A 15,744-nucleotide genomic window follows, 5' to 3' on the forward strand; every position below is an offset into this window, starting at 1 on the left:
CTATGACTCAGATATTCGAAAAGTTTTTACGTAAACGTAGACAAGCTAAAAACTACCCTGCCAAGTATCAGGAAGCATTTGACCGAAATCAGCTGCGGTTAGATTGCTATATTAAAGATGGTGTGAGAGCCAATGCCTATTTGGCTGAGCCAGAGCTGCAGATTGCTCCATGGGAAACTTTTAGTGAGTTGATGATCAATACTAGTTACTACGAAATGCTTGCTGAGGCTGAGTTTGTCACTGAAGGCAGGATCAACTATCCGTATTTAGTGCAGGCTATGAGTTACAGTTATTTCTACAGTGCTATGCGTTTTTATAACCTGCAGCGTTTCCAAAGCCGTTTTGGCCGGGACTATGACGCTGGTATGTCACCAGATATTGTACTTAACCTTTGTTTAGCTGAACTTGCGGGTATATCTCTTTATAGCCAACGTTTATTTAGCTTTTTTAAACAGGGTTATATACGCAACTGGTTTAACCGCTCTAACAGCCATTTAAGCGACGCTATTATTTTGTTATATGCGGCTTATCAGGGGCAGCCTATGGAGCCAACAGTAGCGCAGTTTGCTTATAAAGAGCTGATAGCAAATTGGGATACAACGGATTTGCAGAAAGTTAGCAGCCTGCTACAACAACTTTGTGATGATCAAATGCTTCAGGTCGCAGCGCCACCCAGTAAGTTTTTTATCGAACTGGGCAATATAAACTGGCAGTTTATACCTTACCCTGCATTGCTGCTGATGAAATTACGGCAAAACCAGGGCCTGGCCAATCCACAGTTTGAACACCTTGGCTTTGGAGCTTTAAACCCGTTATTAATCAGCACTGCTGTGCCTTTAGTGATAGACGATACACTAGCCGCCGTGCTTGATCGCGCCCGTCAACAGGGCTTTGATGACGACGCCATTTTTGCTGCTGGAAGCTTAGGCGGATAACATCATCCGCAGTATCAAAAGGTAAATGAAGAAAATGGATCTGGACACCCACCTGACAATGGAATTTGCAACCAACATGCATGCCCCCATTTTGATGAGAATACTTGGTTTTTGTTTTGGGGCTGATGATATTAACGTGACATCGCCGGAGCGGGTAAAAGGACCTTATTATGGCGTGCTTACCGATTCAGTGCTCAGCATGTTTCACTATTTTCGTGATGGTGATTACGATATGCGGAAACTGAACGAAGAAATTCGTTATTCCTATCAGCAAGATGAACAGTTCTGGTGGGAAATAACTGGATTATCCGAAGCAGATCAAGAGGATTTTGAATTTGGTAATCAGGCCGCTGCTATCTTTGTCTGGCAAGAGCAGTATTGCACTGAGGAAGTATCGGTATGGATAGACCCAGATGAATATCATCCAGAAATGCAGAAGCTTCTGATTTACAAATATATCTGGCTGCCCTTGTTTCCAGAGGAAACTCTTCCGGGCTATCAACCTCCGGCTTGTGGTTATTTACCTCATTTTGACCGGTTGCTTGCAGAACCCAATAGCAGGAAACATGACTGGATAAGGCGTATCCATAAAACAGCACTTCAGACCACAGATAAACCACTATGACTCAGGTACTCGACAAGTTTTTACGTAAACGTAAACAAGCTAAAAACTATCCGGCCAAGTATCAAGAGGCGTTTGAAAGAAACCAACCTCGTTTAGATCATTACATTAAAAAAGGTATGCTTGAAGGTAGCCTATTACCAAATCCGGAATTAAATATGGCTTCTTGGGAATGGTTGGGGAGCGAGTTATGTATTAACTGCTATTACTATGAATTGTTCGCAGAAGCAGAGTTTGTTGTTACTAAGCAAATTAACTATTCATATTTAATGAAAGCATTGGGGTATGGTTATATCTACAATACTATACGTTTTCATGGCCAGTTGCTTTACCCTGGTCGTTTTGGTCGTGAATATAAGGGGGGAGTCTCTCCAGATACAATATTTAACCTTTGTTTAGCTGAACTGGCGGGTGTATCTCTTTACAGCCAACGTTTATTTAGTTTTTATCAGCAGGGTTATCTACGTAATTGGTTTAACCGCTCTAACAGCCATCTAAGCGACGCTATTATTTTGTTATATGCAGCTTATCAGGGGCAGCCTATGGAACCTGGTGTAGCGCAGTTTGCTTATAAAGAGCTGATAGCAGATTGGGATACAACCGACTTGCAGAAAGTTAGCAGCCTGCTACAGCAACTTTGTGATGATCAAATGCTTCAGGTTGTGGCGCCACCCAGTAAGTTTTTTATCGAACTAGGCAATATGAACTGGCAGTTTATTCCTTACCCTGCATTGCTGCTGATGAAATTACGGCAAAACCGGGGTTTAACCAATCCGCAATTTGAACACCCTGGCTTTGGCGCTTTAAACCCGTTATTAATCAGTACTGCTGTGCCTTTAGTGATAGACGATACACTGGCTGCCGTGCTTGACCGCGCCCGCCAGCAGGGCTTTGATGATGATGCCATTTTTGCGGCAGGAAGCTTAGGCGAATAACATCATCCGCAGTATCAAAAGGTAAAGGAAGAGAGTGGATCTGGACACCCACCTGACGATGGAATTCGAAACTACTACCCCTGTCCCTAACTTAATGAAGATTCTTGGTTATTGCTTTGGTGCTGACGATATTCACCTGATTTCATCAGAACAGGTAGAAGGACCTTATTATGGTGTGCTTACAGATTCAGTGATGAGGATTTTTGATAGAAACTACAATACTTTTCGTTTTGACCCTAACCATTTAAAAGAAGAAATTCGTTATGCTTATCAGCAAGATGAGCAGTTCTGGTGGGAAATGACGGGATTATCCGAAGCAGATCAAGAGGATTTTGAATTTGGTAATCAGGCAGCTGCCATAATTGTCTGGCAAGAACAGTATTGCTCTGGGGCATTGTCTATGGACCTTGAACCAGAAGAATATCATCCAGAAATGCAGAAGCTTCTGATTTACAAATATATCTGGCTGCCCTTGTTTCCGGAGGAAACTCTTCCGGGTTATCAGCCCCCTGCCAGTGGTTATTTGCCTCATTTTGATCGGCTGCTTGCAGAATCCAACAGCGGGAAACACGACTGGATCCGGCGAATTAAAAAATAACAACTTAGTGCGCTGGTCGTTCAGTTCAATCACAAATAGTGCCGGGGTCGTCACTTAGACCCTGAGGCATTGTTTAGGTTATGGCTGCAGCACTATTACCCCCTGGCAATAATTGAGAAGAGGTTGGTATGCTTGATGAAACTCAACTGAGTAAATTTTTTCGCCGGGTGAAAATTGCCCGCAAGGCGCAGGCTAGCTATCAAGACATTTATGACAGCGAATTGCCTGATTTGACGCACTTCGCAGCGCACGGCAAATTGTTAAGAAGAATAGATCCAGAACCTACTGAATTAGCAGAGTGGGAGTTTGTTTATCTCTCCATTCCGGAGCTTTACTGGCTCAGAACTGCGCAAACCAGCCTGGCGCTGCGTGCTGAACTGGATTACCCCCATTTATTGCGCGCGTTAAGTTATGGTTATATTGAAACTGCGCGGGCGCATTATGGCATGCACCATTTTTTAGCCCGTTTTGGCCGTGAGCGTCGTGGTGGTTTAGGTGCATCGGATCTGTTTCGTTTATGCGTGGCCGAGCTTGCCAGCCTTGAGAAAGAAAGCCGGCAATTGTTTCATGCTTTTGCCAGTGCTTATCAGCGCCAATCTATTATTCGTTCCAAAAGTCATATCGGTGATTTATTACTGCTGATTTATGCCCGCTATCTGGGAGTGGAACTCGCACCACAAGTAGATAACTTTGCGTATTCCGATGTGCTCACGTATTGGGATAGTCCAGACCTGGCGAAAATAAGCGAGCTGCTGCTGTTTATTTGTGATGAACAAGTACGGCAAACCTTAGCGCCGCCGAGCAAGTTTTTTTGTGAATTTAGCAATGTAGAATATTGTTACTGGCCTTTGACTGCGCTTTTTATCTTAAAGCTGCGGCAAAACCGTGGTTTAGCCAATCCAGAGCTTACGCACCCGGCCTTTGGTGTGCTCAATAGCATGTTAGCGCCACGCCCTCTGACGCTTGAATATGACGAGCTATTGCTATCAGTGCTTAAGCAAATGCAACAACAAGGCTTTGATATCGATGCCAGTTATGCATTGACCCGTTAAGTCATAACGCACTGTGTCATCACTTAGACCTGATCTGAAATAAGGTAACCGGCTTAAATCATGTCACAGAGTCTTACAACCTGGCCCCTGCAACTAAAGCCTGGTATATCAATACAATGTATCCAAGTAAGGGATAATTATATGGAGTTTGCAACCAACACGCACGCCCCCATTTTGATGAGAATACTTACCTTTTGCTTTGGGGCTGATGATATTAACGTGACATCGCCGGAGCGGGTAAAAGGACCTTATTATGGCGTGCTTACTGATTCAGTGCTCAGCATGTTTCACTATTTTCGTGATGGTGATTACGATATGCGGAAACTGAACGAAGAAATTCGTTATTCCTATCAGCAAGATGAACAGTTCTGGTGGGAAATAACTGGATTATCCGAAACAGATCAAGATGATTTTGAATTTGGCAATCAGGCCGCTGCTATCTTTGTCTGGCAAGAGCAGTATTGCACTGAGGAAGTATCGGTATGGATAGACCCAGATGAATATCATCCAGAAATGCAGAAGCTTCTGATTTACAAATATATCTGGCTGCCCTTGTTTCCAGAGGAAACTCTTCCGGGTTATCAACCTCCGGCTTTTGGTTATTTACCTCATTTTGACCGGCTGCTCGCAGAACCCAATAGCGGGAAATACGACTGGATCCGACGGATTAAAAAATAACAACCCGATGCTCTGGTGGCTGCAGCACAGCTTGCTGCCACCTTTTGGTTCTGACTCTATAAAGATACAAAATGGTGTTTTCATGTCCCCCCTGAATCAATTTTTATCTGCTGGTTTGATTTGCTTATTGTTAGGTGGCTGCAAATCAACTCCTACACCCTATGAACCTTATGGTCTTTATGGTGGCTACAGCGAAAAACAATATGCTGACGGGTCTTTTTCTGTCAGGTTTAGTGGCAATGTCAGTATTAAATATTTAACAGCGCTGGATTATGTGGTGCTACGCAGTGCTGTGATTGCCCGTGAGCATCAGGCCGAGGCTTTTGCTGCCCAGGTAAGTTGGGCCAACATTAAAAAGCTGGATTTAGGTACACCAGGTGTTTATGCCGAAAGGCCGGAACTGGGCTTGAAGATCCGGTTTTTACCTGCAGCTTTAACAGATTTTATGGCCACAGGCTGTGTTATTCCGATGGAGGCGACATTAGCTCCTTATACTTATGGTACTGATAAGGTATTTCAGCTCAATACTCAGGCCTGTATTCAAAGACTGCAGAAAAAATATCAGCTGACGGATCAACAACTGGCCGCCACTGCCGGATAAGCCAATCACAACAAGAACTGAACAAGCCAGCCATAAGGGTATGCTGTTCAGTGTCTGTCTATTTTTGTTGCATACACTAAAGTGAACAATAAATTAGGGACAATGGTTATGTTAAACCTGGTGCTGTTTATGCTGATGTTTTTTACTTTAGTGGGCTGCTCTGAATCCTCAACACCTGCTGAAGCTCCAACATCCACAGGATCTGTTGTTGTCGCAAAACAACCCGATGGATCTGGCCTTTATCCTCCGGTTTTGGCTGAAAACACTGAAGTCAGGCTGATCTTATGGGTGGCTGCAGAAAAACGTCAGTGCATGGCGGTAGGGCCTACTGAATGTCTGCAAATTCGTCACAACCCCAACGAAGACTGGCAACTGCTGTATGGCGATATTCTTGGCTTCGACTACCAGCCAGGGCAGGTTTATCAGATAGAAGTCAGCGAAATCAGTATCCCTGAACCTCCAGCCGATGCACCAGACAGACAATGGGTGTTGCGGCAGATTATCAGCAGTCATGCTGAGTAAAGCTGCTCGTCCCTTTTTCAATGAAAGTTGCGCTGAGAATAGCTGTGACAGCTCCGACTTGCCCCGAAAGCGGATTCAGGGCAGAATCTGGCACTTATTCTTATAACTGTGGCGCGCACCACAGCAGCAACAGAGAACTCTTATGACATCCGAAGCTTCCCGTCCATGGCAAAAACTTTTGCAACTGGGTTTAGTGCCACAAATTATTATTGGTATTTTATTAGGCGTGCTGGTGGCAGTCGTGTCGCCAGAGCTGGCAAAAAATCTGTCTTTGTTAGGCACTTTATTTGTTAACGCTTTAAAAGCCATAGCGCCTTTATTAGTCTTTGTGTTGGTGGCTTCCGCTATCGCCAATAAACAAGCCTCTGAAAGCGGCAGTATTAAGCCTGTGTTGGTGTTGTACTTGTTTGGTACTTTTTTAGCGGCTGTGGTTGCCGTATTACTGAGTTTTATCTTCCCAACCACCCTGGTGCTGACCGCAGTGCCGGAAGTCATTGCAGTGCCTGAAGGCATCAGCGAAGTATTAAAGGCTTTGCTGCTGAAAGTAGTAGATAACCCTATTAATGCTCTAATAGGTGGCAACTATATAGGCGTTTTAGCTTGGGCTGTGGGTTTAGGTTTAGCTTTGCAGCATGCCAGCAAAAGTACCAAGCTGGTGTTTTCTGATTTATCGCATGGCGTGTCGTCTTTAGTTCGTTTTATTATCCGTCTGGCACCTTTTGGTATTTTAGGTTTAGTGGCAGATACCATAGCCACCACGGGTTTTGCGGCTTTAGCCAGCTATGGTCAGTTAATAGCTGTGCTGTTAGGGGCCATGGCTATCATTGCTTTTGTGGTTAATCCCTTGCTGGTGTTTGCCAAAACTGGCTCTAACCCTTATCCGCTGGTATTTACCTGTTTACGCGAAAGTGGTGTCACAGCCTTTTTCACCCGCAGTTCGGCCGCTAATATTCCGGTAAATTTACAGTTGTGTGAAAAGCTGAAACTCAACGAAGAGATCTATGGGGTGTCTATTCCGTTGGGCGCCACTATTAATATGGCCGGTGCCGCTATTACCATCACGGTACTGACGCTGGCTACAGTGCATACCCTGGGAATAGAAGTGGATTTTGCCAGCGCCATTTTATTAAGTGTGCTGGCTGCGGTTTCTGCTTGTGGTGCTTCTGGTGTGGCAGGGGGGTCTTTGTTGCTGATTCCGCTGGCATGTAGCTTATTTGGCATTCCTAATGAAGTCGCAATGCAGGTTGTGGCTACAGGTTTTATTATTGGTGTGATTCAGGACAGCGCCGAAACTGCCCTGAATAGTTCTACTGATGTGGTCTTTACTGCAGCAGTCTGCCAAAGCCAGAAAGTTTAAGGATCTCTGAGGGTCATAAGGATCTCTGAGGGTCAGGCCTTGAATATTGAATCTAGATTCAATATTCAAGGCCTGACCCTTTTTATTTCTCTATTCCATTTGGTTATAAGAGATCGATATCCATTCTTTTAAAAAAGACGTTTAGACGTCTAATATGCATGCTCAGATGAAAAAGCTTTGATTGAGGTATCCACTCTAACCAAATCAAAGTGCTGTTTATATCAAAGTGCTGCCAGTGCAGCAGGAGCCTCAAGTGCAGTATTTGCCTATTTTTGCCCAATTGAAAAACCGCCCCGTTTTACTGGTGGGTGCTGGTCATGTGGCATTACGCAAGGCCGGTACTTTACTCAAAGCAGGAGCCCGTTTAACAGTAGTGGCCACTTACTTTGCTGATGAATTCAAAGAGTGGCAGCAACAAGGCAAAGCCACTTTAATTGAAAGCCGTTTTTCACCTGAACATATAGCTGGTCATGTCTTAGTCATAGCCGCCACAGATGATGATGCAGTGAATCAGTCGGTGTTTGAAGCTGCCGATGCGCGCAATATTCTGGTCAATACTGTGGATGATCAGCCGAACTGCAGTTTTATTTTCCCTGCCATTATCGACCGTAGCCCTATTCTGATCGCCATTTCCAGTGCTGGTACTGCACCTGTACTGGCAAGGCGTTTGCGCGAAAAACTTGAAGCTATTTTACCTGCGCATTTAGGCCCGCTGGCGCAGTTAGTCGGAGCTTTTCGTGACAAAGTAAAACAAAAGATTTCAGGTTTTGCCGGTCGTCGTCAGTTTTGGGAGCGGGTATTTGACTCCTCCATAGTGCGTGAAGTGCAGGCCAACCGGCTGGATGTTGCACAGCAGCAATTAGAAGATTTATTAGAGCGGGAAATCCCGGCTCAGGGCGAAGTCTATTTAGTCGGCTCTGGCCCAGGCGATCCGGAACTTCTGACCTTAAAAGCACTGCAACTGATGCAGCAAGCTGATGTGGTGGTGTACGACTATTTAGTCTCAGAGCCTATTATGCAGCTGGTGCGCCGTGATGCTGAATTAGTTTGTGTAGGTAAAAAAGCTGGTGCGCATTCTGTGGCGCAGGAAGAAACTAATAACTTGTTGGTTTCTTTAGCTTTATCAGGTAAAAAAGTATGCAGGCTTAAAGGCGGTGACCCTTTTATTTTTGGCCGTGGTGCTGAAGAAATTGAAGTCTTGTTACCCCACAATATTCCATTTCAGGTGGTGCCAGGTATTACCGCAGCCGCAGGGTGCGCCGCTTATGCCGGTATAGCTTTAACCCACAGGGATTATGCTCAGACAGTGCAGTTTGTTACGGGTCATTGCCGTAAAGATGGCGTGGAGCCGGACTGGCAAAGTTTAAGCAGGCCGAACCAGACGCTGGTGATTTATATGGGCCTGATGAAAGTAGAACATATTCAGCAGCAATTACTGGCCGCTGGTCGTGGCGCAGATATTCCGGTGGCAGTGATTGAAAACGGCACCAGAACCGATCAGCGGGTTTTTACCGGCACGCTGAGCGAACTGGCCACTTTAATAGCCCAGCATCAGGTGCAGTCACCCGCATTGCTGATTATTGGTGAGGTTGTGGCCTTGCAGCAAAAGTTACACTGGTTTGGCGACAGGCCGGATCAGCAGGCGCAGCAGCCTTTAACCAACAGAATTTAAAAACTTTTTGTTTTAGAACTCTTTTTTACAGACTTAATGGGAGCAGACCCTATGGGCCAGCCAGTCAAACCTCTGACACATTTACAACAACTGGAAGCTGAAAGTATCCAGATTTTCCGCGAAGTAGCGGCCGAATTTGATAATCCGGTGATGTTGTATTCCATAGGTAAAGATTCCTCTGTGCTGCTGCATTTAGCGCGCAAAGCTTTTTATCCGGGCAAAATTCCGTTTCCACTGATGCACATCGATACTCGCTGGAAATTCCGCGAGATGATCGAATTTCGTGACAAAGTGGCAAAACAATACGGCTTTGATTTGCTGGTGCATATCAATCCGGAAGGCATTGCCATGGATATGAACCCCTTTACCTACGGCAGTTCCAAACACACTGACGTGATGAAAACCCAGGGCTTAAAACAAGCGCTGGATCAGTACGGCTTTGACGCAGCTTTTGGTGGTGCGCGCCGTGATGAAGAAAAATCCCGAGCCAAAGAGCGGGTTTATTCATTCCGCGACCAACACCACAGATGGGACCCGAAAAATCAGCGTCCTGAGCTGTGGCATACCTACAACGGTCAGGTGAATAAAGGCGAAAGTATCCGCGTATTCCCGCTGTCGAACTGGACTGAGCTGGATATCTGGCAATACATCTATCAGGAAAAAATAGACATAGTGCCGCTGTATTTTGCTGCTGTGCGTCCTGTGGTCGAGCGCAACGGTACTTTGATTATGGTGGACGACGAACGTATGCCACTGAATCCGGGTGAAGTGCCGGAACAAAAGCTGGTGCGTTTCCGTACTTTAGGTTGTTACCCTCTGACCGGCGCTATCGAGTCATCTGCGGATAGCCTGACAGGTATTATTGAAGAGATGCTGTTGTCGACTTCCAGTGAGCGACAAGGCCGGGTGATTGACCACGATTCCAGTGGTTCTATGGAAAAGAAAAAACGTGAGGGGTATTTCTGATGTCAGTCGCCAATGAATTAGCCCAAGTAGGCATTGAGCAGTATTTAGAGCAGCAACAACATAAGTCGCTGCTGAAATTTTTAACCTGTGGTTCAGTCGACGACGGTAAAAGTACGCTGATTGGCCGTTTATTGCATGACAGTCAGCAGATTTATGAAGATCAGCTGGCCGCTTTGCATAAAGACAGCAAAACCCATGGCACCACAGGGGAGACCATAGATTTAGCTTTGCTGGTGGACGGTTTACAGGCGGAGCGCGAGCAGGGCATCACCATAGATGTGGCTTACCGTTATTTCTCGACCGACAAACGTAAGTTTATTATCGCCGACACGCCAGGCCATGAACAGTACACCCGCAATATGGCGACAGGCGCGTCAAACTGTGACTTGGCTATTATTCTGGTGGACGCCCGTTATGGCGTACAAACCCAGACCCGTCGTCACAGCTTTATCTGTTCATTGCTCGGCATCAAACAGTTTGTGGTTGCCATCAATAAAATGGATTTATTAGGTTTTGATCAGCAACGGTTTGAGCAAATTAAACAGGATTACCTGCAATTTGCTGCGCAGTTAAACGTGCCTTCTATTCGGTTTGTGCCGCTGTCAGCTCTGAATGGCGACAACGTAGTGCACAGTTCCAGCCAAACGCCTTGGTATCAGGACGGTCCTTTACTGAGCTTATTAGAAAAGGCCCCTGTCACAGGTTTTAACTGGCAAGCTGAAGCCCGTTTACCTGTGCAGTATGTCAGCCGGCCTAATCTGGATTTCCGTGGTTTTGCCGGTACTATCGCCAGCGGTAGTTTTAAAGTAGGTGATGCTATTGTGGCTTTACCTTCAGGCAAAGGTTCCACTATTAAGTCTATTGTCACTTTTGATGGCGAATGGCAGGAAGCAGTTGCAGGCCAGGCCGTTACTATCACCATCAATGATGAAATAGATATCAGCCGCGGTGATGTGCTGGTACCTGCCGTGCATCATGCGGCTGTATCGAACCGCATTTTGGCCAAAGTGGTCTGGATGCATGAAGAGCCACTGCTGATTGGCAAAAGCTATAACATCAAACTGGCGACGAAAAAGGTCAGCGGTAAAGTGACAGCCATAGCCCACAGCATAGACGTCAATACCCTGGCAGAACATCAGGCCGACAAGCTGGAGCTGAACAGCATAGCGCTGGTCGAGCTGGAGCTGACCGAAGCTGTGGTGTTTGACCCTTATGCGCAAAACCGCGATACAGGCGGCTTTATCTTTATCGACCGCATCAGCAATATCACTGTTGGTGCTGGTATGGTTGACAGCGCTTTAGCCAGCGTTAGCAGCAAGGCCGAGTTCAGTGAGTTTGAGCTGGAACTGAATGCCTTAGTGCGTAAACATTTCCCACATTGGCAGGCACTGGATTTAAGCCAGTTGAACAAAGGCTGAGCATGAGTCTGGAGCAGTACGGCGTATTCGCTATTTTGGCAGGGCTGATAGCTCTGCTTACCCTGACCAGGTTGTCAGCCGCCTGGGTCTTTGGTGCAGTGGCCGTACTGACCTATCTGACGGATTTACTTAACGTCCAGCAGTTTGCTGCCAGCTTTACCGATTCTTCGTTGTTAACACTAGTGTTGTTATTGCTGGTGTCTATAGCGCTGGAGAAAACCCGACTGATCAGTTGGGTAGGGCAGCAGCTTAACAACGGCGGCTTGCGCACTGTGCTTGGCCGTTTGTGGATTTCAACCGCAGTTTTGTCGTCTTTTACCGCCAATACTGCCGTAGTCGCCAGCTTAATTGGTGCTATTAAACGCAGTCAGAAGTTTGCCCCCAGCAAGCTGATGTTGCCTATGGCTTTTGCGGCCACTTTTGGTGGCACTCTGACCCTGATAGGAACCTCTACCAACCTGGTGGTGAACAGCTTTTTAGACAAAGCTGAATTACCGTTGTTACAGTTTTTTACCACCACTGCTGTAGGCGCTGGTGTGGTGCTATCCGGTATGCTGATGATGTGGCTGATTGCTGACAAACTGCCAGTGACGGAAAAGGCAGTGGAAGAAGCTGACCTGCCGTATTTTCTTGAAGCTCGCATCAGCGCTGACTCGGTGTTGATTGGTAAGACCATAGGTGAAGCTGGGTTACGGCATTTACGCAAGTTATTTCTAGCTGAAATAGTCCGTGGTGAACACAACATAGCGCCTGTTTGTCCAGACGATCGTCTACAACAAGGTGATGTATTGCTGTTTGCTGGTGATATGGAATCTGTGGCTTTATTGCAGGAAATTCAGGGCCTGACTTTGTATGGTCATCACAGCATGAATGGTCAGGCGTTGGCCGAAGCCATTATCAGCCACTCGTCGAGCTTAAATGGCGTATCGCTAAAAGATGCAAAATTCCGCGAAGAGTTTGATGCTGTGGTAGTCGCAGTCAAGCGTGGGCAGGAACGTTTGCAGGGCGGTTTAGGTTCTATTGTGCTGCAGACCGGCGATACCTTATTGCTGGTGCCGGGCAAAAGCTTTCATCAGAACAGTAAGCTCAGTAAAGAATTCTTATTGGTGAACGGCGTGGATTCCGCCACCCGTTTATCCTTGCGCCGCAGCTGGGGTGTGCTATCCGCTTTTGTTGCAGTAGTAGGCCTGTCGATGACAGGTGAATTGCCCTTACTCAAAGGCTTAGTGCTGCTTCTGATCGGCTTAATGGCGACTGGCATTATCAGTATGCAGGAAATCCGCCGTCGTTTTCCTTTGGATATAGTACTGATAGTAGGTGGCGCTTTGGTGTTGTCGCAAGCGATGGAAAACACCGGTGTGTCTGAACTGCTGGGGCAAGGCTTGTTACAGGTGTTTAGCGGTTATCACTTATTCTGGGCGCTGGCGGCCTTGTATTTTTTCACTTTAATGTTAACCGAGCTGATGTCGAATAATGCCGCTGCTGCTTTGGCCTGCCCTTTGGCTATCAGTCTGGCGAAAGCCTTTGGCATAGACCCTATGCCGCTGATTATGGCGGTGTTGTTTGGTGCCAGCGCCAGCTTTATTTCGCCCTGGGGTTATCAGACCAACTTACTGGTGTTTACTGTAGGTAACTACAAGCTCAGTCAGTATATTAAAGTAGGCTTGCCTATGGCATTAGCCTATTCAATAGCTGTGCTGGCGTTAATTCCACTATTTTTCCCATTTCAGTCGCTGTAAGGAATTTTTATGAGTCAGGTGGTTTGGCAAAACTATCAAATCAGCCGTGCCGATCGTGAGCAACAAAACGGTCATCAAGGCGTTGTAGTGTGGTTTACCGGCTTAAGCGGCGCAGGAAAATCTACAGTGGCGAATGCCTTAGAGCAAGAACTGGTAAAACGTAAAGTGCACAGCTATTTGCTGGATGGCGACAATGTGCGCCATGGTTTATGTGCTGATTTAGGCTTCAGCGAAGCCGACCGCACTGAAAATATCCGCCGTGTTGGCGCAGTAGCGGGTTTAATGCTAGACGCTGGTCTGGTGGTTTTGAGCGCTTTTATTTCACCTTACCGTGCTCAGCGTCAGGCGATAAAAAATAGTCTGCCGGATGACAAGTTTTTGGAAGTTTATATCTCCACTTCGTTAGATGTTTGTGAAGAGCGTGACGTGAAAGGTTTGTATCAAAAAGCCAGACGTGGTGAAATCAGTCACTTCACTGGTATTTCTGATCCTTATGAAGCACCGGAACAAGCGGATTTGATCATAGACACAGCGCAGCAAAGTCTGGAGCAAAGTGTCGAACAGCTGATTGCCTTACTGACTGAAAAAGGAGTATTGAGCTAATGTTGCAACTGACGCAGGACTTATTGGATCAAGTACGACGTATTGCCATAGCGGCAGGCGATGCCATTTTAACTGTGTACCAACGTGATTTTGTAGTTGAGCAAAAAGACGATGAATCGCCTTTAACCGAAGCCGATCTGGCTGCCCATCATTTGATTCTGGCCGAACTGACTAAGTTAACGCCCCAGGTGCCGGTGTTGTCCGAAGAAGCAGCTGATATTCCCTGGTCAGAACGCCAGCAGTGGACTGAATACTGGCTGGTTGATCCCTTAGATGGCACCAAAGAGTTTATTAAACGCAATGGCGAATTCACCGTCAATATTGCTCTGATCCAACAAGGCGAGCCTGTGCTTGGGGTTATTCATGCTCCGGTGCTGGATAAAACCTATGCAGCAGCTGAAGGTTTAGGCGCCACTCGTCAACAGCATGGTTTAACTGAAACTATTCGTGTTGCTTTAACGCCAGCTGCAGGTGAAGTGGTGAAAGTAGTGGGCAGTCGCAGTCATTACAGTGCTGATATTGAAGATTATTTAAGCCGTTTCCCGCAGCATGAACTGATAGCAGTAGGCAGCTCACTGAAGTTCTGTTTAGTCGCTGAAGGCAGCGCGCATTTGTACCCTCGGTTTGGCCCTACCATGTTGTGGGACACAGGCGCTGGTCATGTTATTGCTAAAGTAGCAGGTGCACAAGTGGAGTATCAGGGCATAGCGAATCCGGCTTATCACAGAGAAAATCTGAAAAACCCGAATTTTTTAGTCGGAACCTGAACAGCGTGCCGAACCATTAAAAAAACGACAGCGGCCTTGGCATACAAAGCCGCTGCTGTGTTTACTGAAGCCAGAATTACATCTTGAAATTCATTTGCACCTTTGTGCGTGTGGTCACTGGCTTGCCATTTTCAAATTTTGGCGCGTACCGCCAGTTTGTCACGGCGTTGAGGCTTGCAGTTTCAAAGCCCTTACCTCCTTTGGAGGACAGCACTTTGGGGTCAACGACCATGCCTTGCTCATTCACCGCAAAATCAATGATGGTATAACCTTCCACTCCTCTTATGCCAGACAAGGTTGGATAATGGGGTTCAGAACGATACAAAGGTATCTGCTGCTGGCTGTCGCTCCAGGGGCGCATTTGTCCTATAACAACACAATGTTCAGTCGCTTTATCTGCTTCCCCCAACTCTTGATACAAAGAAACCAGCCGGGCGTGTGAACCTAAAGCGTAAGGATGAGAGTAGTTTAAGCTTTTAAACTGTTTAATCACTTCAAGGAATAATTCTTCCGCTTCGTCTTGGTGTTTATTTCCTGCATGCAGGTTAGCCATCAAAAAGGTTGCTTCTAATCGTTCAATAGAGTCTGCTGGTGAATGCTTGACATAATATTCATAGGCATCTCTTAAGTGAGAAATCATTTTAGTTGTATAAAACTTGGTGTTCACTAACCGCACAAAAGCCTGAATTTGAGTTTGCGCCAACATCAGTGGGTCATTGCTGGCCTCAGCGATTTTCAGCGCTCGCAGACTCAGCTCATTCGCTTTTTTGTCGTCTTTGGTGCTGTCCGCAGCGCTGAGTAAAGGTGAAATCAATTCGGCCGCTTTGGTACCATACTCTTTTTCATAAATGCTCAAACTACTCAGATATAAAGCATGTGCTTCTTTATGTTTTTTTGCGTTGCGAGTTCCTTTGGCTTGTCTGGCGCTAATCAGCGCATCCGCAAGGTTAATACCCAAATTGGCATAATTAAGGCTATTTGTTCCATATTTTGTTGCGCCAAGCTGATAAGCATTTCTGGCATGGGACAGTGCCGCTTTTGTATCATCTTTTTCAATGGCAGCTTTGTAAGCCTTGTACTCCTGCATAAAATCCGCAGCCTGCACGGGAGCTGCAAGGCTAAGAGCTAAAGTGAGCAGTAACATTGAAGAGGTGGGGGCAGTGAATAGTGCGGGCACAAATAACTCCATGTAGTGATTTTCAAATGCGGAATGAGTAAATCAGTTTTTCAGATCTGTGACAATTGGTTTACATAATAAAATCGGTAAATTTTTTCACGG

General features: G+C 46.2%; 16 protein-coding genes. 15 read left to right on the forward strand and 1 reads right to left on the reverse strand.

Annotation, left to right across the window (positions count from 1 at the left end):
- Nucleotides 1-2 precede the first annotated feature (2 nt).
- From EMM73_RS07805 to cysQ, 15 genes are all read left to right on the forward strand, one after another.
- Nucleotides 3-935, forward strand: coding sequence for a hypothetical protein (locus EMM73_RS07805; protein WP_127685886.1), 933 nt, complete (start codon nt 3-5; stop codon nt 933-935).
- A 25-nt stretch (nt 936-960) separates the two neighbouring features.
- The gene (locus EMM73_RS07810; protein ID WP_127685887.1) at nt 961-1,560 is read left to right on the forward strand and encodes a hypothetical protein; all 600 of its coding nucleotides are present in this window, start codon (nt 961-963) and stop codon (nt 1,558-1,560) included.
- On the forward strand, nt 1,557-2,492 hold the full coding sequence (locus tag EMM73_RS07815; protein WP_127685888.1) for a hypothetical protein: 936 nt from the start codon (nt 1,557-1,559) through the stop codon (nt 2,490-2,492). The genes EMM73_RS07810 and EMM73_RS07815 overlap by 4 nt, the downstream gene beginning before the upstream one ends.
- A 34-nt stretch (nt 2,493-2,526) precedes the next feature.
- Entirely contained in the window at nt 2,527-3,090 is a 564-nt protein-coding gene (locus EMM73_RS07820) for a hypothetical protein (protein ID WP_127685889.1), read from the forward strand.
- A 128-nt stretch (nt 3,091-3,218) separates the two neighbouring features.
- Nucleotides 3,219-4,142 carry a hypothetical protein gene (locus EMM73_RS07825; RefSeq protein WP_127685890.1) on the forward strand — a complete coding sequence of 308 codons (924 nt, stop codon included), beginning with the start codon at nt 3,219-3,221 and terminating at the stop codon, nt 4,140-4,142.
- 141 nt (nt 4,143-4,283) lie between these two features.
- A complete protein-coding gene (locus tag EMM73_RS07830) occupies nt 4,284-4,820 on the forward strand; it encodes a hypothetical protein (RefSeq protein ID WP_127685891.1) in 537 nt (178 codons plus the stop codon).
- An 82-nt stretch (nt 4,821-4,902) separates the two neighbouring features.
- Nucleotides 4,903-5,421: a CC0125/CC1285 family lipoprotein gene (locus EMM73_RS07835; RefSeq protein ID WP_127685892.1), complete on the forward strand. Its 519-nt coding sequence runs from the start codon at nt 4,903-4,905 to the stop codon at nt 5,419-5,421.
- A gap of 108 nt (nt 5,422-5,529) precedes the next feature.
- Nucleotides 5,530-5,943, forward strand: coding sequence for a DUF4377 domain-containing protein (locus EMM73_RS07840; protein WP_186435160.1), 414 nt, complete (start codon nt 5,530-5,532; stop codon nt 5,941-5,943).
- A 142-nt stretch (nt 5,944-6,085) separates the two neighbouring features.
- Complete coding sequence (sstT, locus tag EMM73_RS07845) at nt 6,086-7,300, forward strand: serine/threonine transporter SstT (protein ID WP_127685894.1); 1,215 nt, start codon at nt 6,086-6,088, stop codon at nt 7,298-7,300.
- A 253-nt stretch (nt 7,301-7,553) separates the two neighbouring features.
- Nucleotides 7,554-8,972, forward strand: coding sequence for a siroheme synthase CysG (cysG, locus tag EMM73_RS07850; RefSeq protein WP_127685895.1), 1,419 nt, complete (start codon nt 7,554-7,556; stop codon nt 8,970-8,972).
- A 51-nt stretch (nt 8,973-9,023) separates the two neighbouring features.
- A complete protein-coding gene (gene cysD, locus EMM73_RS07855) occupies nt 9,024-9,938 on the forward strand; it encodes a sulfate adenylyltransferase subunit CysD (RefSeq protein ID WP_127685896.1) in 915 nt (304 codons plus the stop codon).
- Complete coding sequence (cysN, locus tag EMM73_RS07860) at nt 9,938-11,356, forward strand: sulfate adenylyltransferase subunit CysN (RefSeq protein ID WP_127685897.1); 1,419 nt, start codon at nt 9,938-9,940, stop codon at nt 11,354-11,356. The genes cysD and cysN overlap by 1 nt, the downstream gene beginning before the upstream one ends.
- 2 nt (nt 11,357-11,358) lie before the next feature.
- Nucleotides 11,359-13,095 carry an SLC13 family permease gene (locus EMM73_RS07865; RefSeq protein WP_127685898.1) on the forward strand — a complete coding sequence of 579 codons (1,737 nt, stop codon included), beginning with the start codon at nt 11,359-11,361 and terminating at the stop codon, nt 13,093-13,095.
- Between the two features lie 9 nt (nt 13,096-13,104).
- Nucleotides 13,105-13,698 carry an adenylyl-sulfate kinase gene (gene cysC / locus EMM73_RS07870; RefSeq protein ID WP_127685899.1) on the forward strand — a complete coding sequence of 198 codons (594 nt, stop codon included), beginning with the start codon at nt 13,105-13,107 and terminating at the stop codon, nt 13,696-13,698.
- Nucleotides 13,698-14,465, forward strand: a complete 768-nt coding sequence (gene cysQ, locus EMM73_RS07875) for a 3'(2'),5'-bisphosphate nucleotidase CysQ (RefSeq protein WP_127685900.1) — start codon at nt 13,698-13,700, stop codon at nt 14,463-14,465. Before cysC ends, cysQ begins: the two co-directional genes overlap by 1 nt.
- Nucleotides 14,466-14,541: 76 nt before the next feature.
- On the opposite strand, the gene EMM73_RS07880 is transcribed toward cysQ, so the two are convergent.
- The gene (locus EMM73_RS07880) at nt 14,542-15,642 is read right to left on the reverse strand and encodes an energy transducer TonB (protein ID WP_186435161.1); all 1,101 of its coding nucleotides are present in this window, start codon (nt 15,640-15,642) and stop codon (nt 14,542-14,544) included.
- Between the last annotated feature and the right edge of the window lie 102 nt (nt 15,643-15,744).

Source organism: Rheinheimera sediminis (assembly GCF_004005375.1).
Lineage (GTDB): Bacteria > Pseudomonadota > Gammaproteobacteria > Enterobacterales > Alteromonadaceae > Pararheinheimera.